This is a genomic window from Acetobacter sp. AAB5 (assembly GCF_050106715.1).
GTDB classification, from domain to species: Bacteria; Pseudomonadota; Alphaproteobacteria; order Acetobacterales; family Acetobacteraceae; genus Acetobacter; species Acetobacter oryzifermentans.
The window spans coordinates 1-3101 of the sequence record NZ_JBNIEW010000041.1 but is presented as its reverse complement, the minus strand read 5'-3'; the positions used below and the strand labels follow the sequence as shown (position 1 = coordinate 3101).

1 protein-coding gene is annotated in these 3101 nt (G+C 53.2%); it reads left to right on the top strand.

Annotated elements, in window-relative coordinates:
* On the top strand, window positions 1-3101 hold a 3101-nt coding region (locus tag ACP7IZ_RS13625; RefSeq protein WP_426849698.1), incomplete at both ends, for a Hint domain-containing protein.

Here is a 3101-nt window from a genome sequence, read left to right as displayed (position 1 = left end):
TCTGGCGTAACCTTGAATGATGCTGGCATTACCGTGCAGAGCAACGGCGTGGTGTCTGCCATGACTGTGAATGCCCAAGGTATTTATGCCGCGTATATTGATGGCGGCGTATCCTATGATGCGGTCGTGAATAACGAAGGCGCCATTGTAGAATATACAAACGGTTCAGCATACAACAACACTGTGAATAACGGGGGTGAAGACGCTGTTCTGAATGGCCTGAGTGAAGCTGCAACCATTTCTGCAGGTGGGCTTCAGTTGGTAGAAACAAAAGGCGTGACCTCTGGAACAATTCTGGATGGCGGTCAGCTTCAGGCATCCGCTGGTGGCATTGCATCTGCAACAACCGTGAACGCCGGTGGCCTTGAAACTGTAGGGGCTGGTGGCACAGCGCTTAATCAGACCGTTAATTCCCAAGGCACTGTTGTTGTTGATGCGTCCGGGACCATAGGCGGTCAAACCATTCTGAGTGGTGGCAGCTTGAGTGGCGGCACACTCAGCGCGGGCGCAACGGTATCCGTGCTCTCTGGCGGGTATGAAAGTGGTGTCACCATTGCAAGTGGCGGCAGCGCGGATATTCAGTCTGGCGGCAGTGGCTCCAATATTCTGATTGAGCGCTCTGGCGTAGAAAACGTGGCTCAGGGCGGTGCTGTCAGCAATTTCACCATTGAGACGGGGCGGCAGAATAATGCCGGGAGTGCCGTAAGTGGCCTGATTGAGGATTTAGGTGAAGAGCGCGTTCAGTCTGGCGGCTATGATGCCGACATGACAGTGACTGGCCACGGGCATGAAGTTGTGAGTGCTGGTGGGAGTGCCGTAAACACAATTTTCAATGACACAGGTTATGGCTTTATTGCCGGCACTTTGGATGATGCCACGGTTAATTCTGGCGGCTGGGTGAATGTGTCCTCTGGTGGCATAACGTCGCACACCACAATCAACGGAAGCGGGAGCGAATACGTAAACGCTGGAGGCAGTGCTGTTGATCAAACGGTAAATGCCCATGGCACGTTAACGATTGCATCAGCAGGCATTATCGGCGGTACAACGGTGCTGAGCGGCGGCACGCTGAGCGGTGGCGTTTTAAGCTCTGGCGCAAAAGTTTCTGCCCTGTCTGGGGGTTACGAAAGTGGCGTAACAATTACGACAGGCGGTTACTCCGAAGTTGATGCCAATGGCACGGCCACCAATATCAGCATTACTGGCAATGGCAGCCAGACAGTGGCTTCCAATGGTTTGGTCAGCAGCTTTAGTGTCAACCACGGGCGCCAGTATGATTGGGGGAGTGCCGTATCGGGCACAATTACCAATCTGGGTGAAGAACGTGTGATGTCCGGCGGCCAGGACAGTGACATGATTGTTGCAAGCCACGGGCATGAAACTGTGAGTGCCGGTGGGGTAGCAAACCATACAACGTATAACGCCAATGGCTTTGGCTACATTAACGGCGCGGCTGTGAGTGCCGTTGTGAATTCTGGCGGTATCGAATTTGTTCAAAGCGGTGGCGTCACCACAGGCACAACGGTTAACAACGGCGGCCTTGAAGATGTTGAGACGGGTGCTACAGCACATAATGAGACCGTAGGAAGCGGCGGCACGCTCAACGTTTTCTCACAGGGTAGCCTGAATGGCGCCAACGTGTCTGGCGGGACTGTGGATGTCAGTTCGGGTGGATCTGCGGCAGATGTAAATGTTGCCAGTGGTGGCCAGTTGAACGTGCAGAGCAGTGCTGTGCTGAGTGGTACAGAGGTTCTGCAAAATGGCGGCAAAGCCACCATATGGGCTGGGGCAGGTGGCGTTGTTGATCTGGAAGGCAGCACCAATACAGGGCTGACTTTGGAGGGTGTTGATACATCTTCCGCCACAATCGTTACGACAGAAGTGACGGGTTTTGACGGAGCTTCTGCTGGAAACTCAGACGGGATTGTGCTTGCCGGGGTTAAAGCTGCCGATATTACCTCCACCAGTTATTCAGCAGATGGCAACTACGTCACCTTGTCGTTTAACGAGGGTGGGTCTGTTACGCTGCACATTGATGATGTCAGCCAGTATGGGTACGAACTTTCTTCTGATGCAGACGGCAATGCTGTTTATGAAGTCTGTTTCTTGGCTGGTTCCATGATCCGCACACCATGTGGTGATGTTGCTGTTGAAACACTGCAACTGGGTGATGACGTTCTGACATTTGCAGATGGACAAAGCACTGTTCGTAAAGTGACATGGGCCGGCAAGGCGCACGCCACTGTGCGCGCAGGATTGCCGGATGATGAGGCAGGTTACCCTGTGCGTATCCTTAAGGATACTATTGCAGATGGTGTGCCTTACAAGGATATGCTGATTACATCTGAACATTGCCTGTTCTTTGAAGGCAGGTTTGTGCCTGTGCGCATGCTGGTGAACGGATCTTCCATTTTCTATGATAAATCCATCACCTCCTACGATTACTACCATGTGGAAACAGAAGAACACTCTGTGATCACGGCAGATGGTATGTTGACAGAAAGTTATCTGGATACAGGTAACCGCCGTGCGTTCCGTCAGGCTGGTTCTGTCATGAGCTTGGGTGGAAAAATCAAAAGCTGGGAAGATGATGCCGCAGTAGATCTGTGTGTTGATCGTGCTTTTGTGGAACCCTTGTTCTGCAAGCTGGCGGAGCGGGCTGCAAGTGTAGGCGGGCAGCCAGTGGCTACAGCACCGCAGGTTCTGACAGATGAGCCCGACCTGCATCTGGTAACAGATACAGGTGCTGTTGTGCGTGCCGTAAGGCGCAATGGGCAGCGTTATAGCTTCATGCTACGTCCTGGCACACGCTTTGTGCGTATTGTGTCTCGGGCTGCGCGTCCGGCGGATGTGATTGGGCCGTTTGTGGATGATCGGCGTGAAATGGGTGTTGCCGTTGCGGATGTGCATCTTGCAACAGCCGGACAACAGCATGACATTGCAGCGCATCTGATGCAGGATAAGCCTGAAGGCTGGCATGAAACAGACTGGGCAGATTGCGCCTGGACAAACGGAAATGCCCTGTTGCCATTGGGGGATCACCTGATCAGTCATCACATGGGGCTGCTGTCTATAACAATCCGTGCCGCAGGACCTTATAT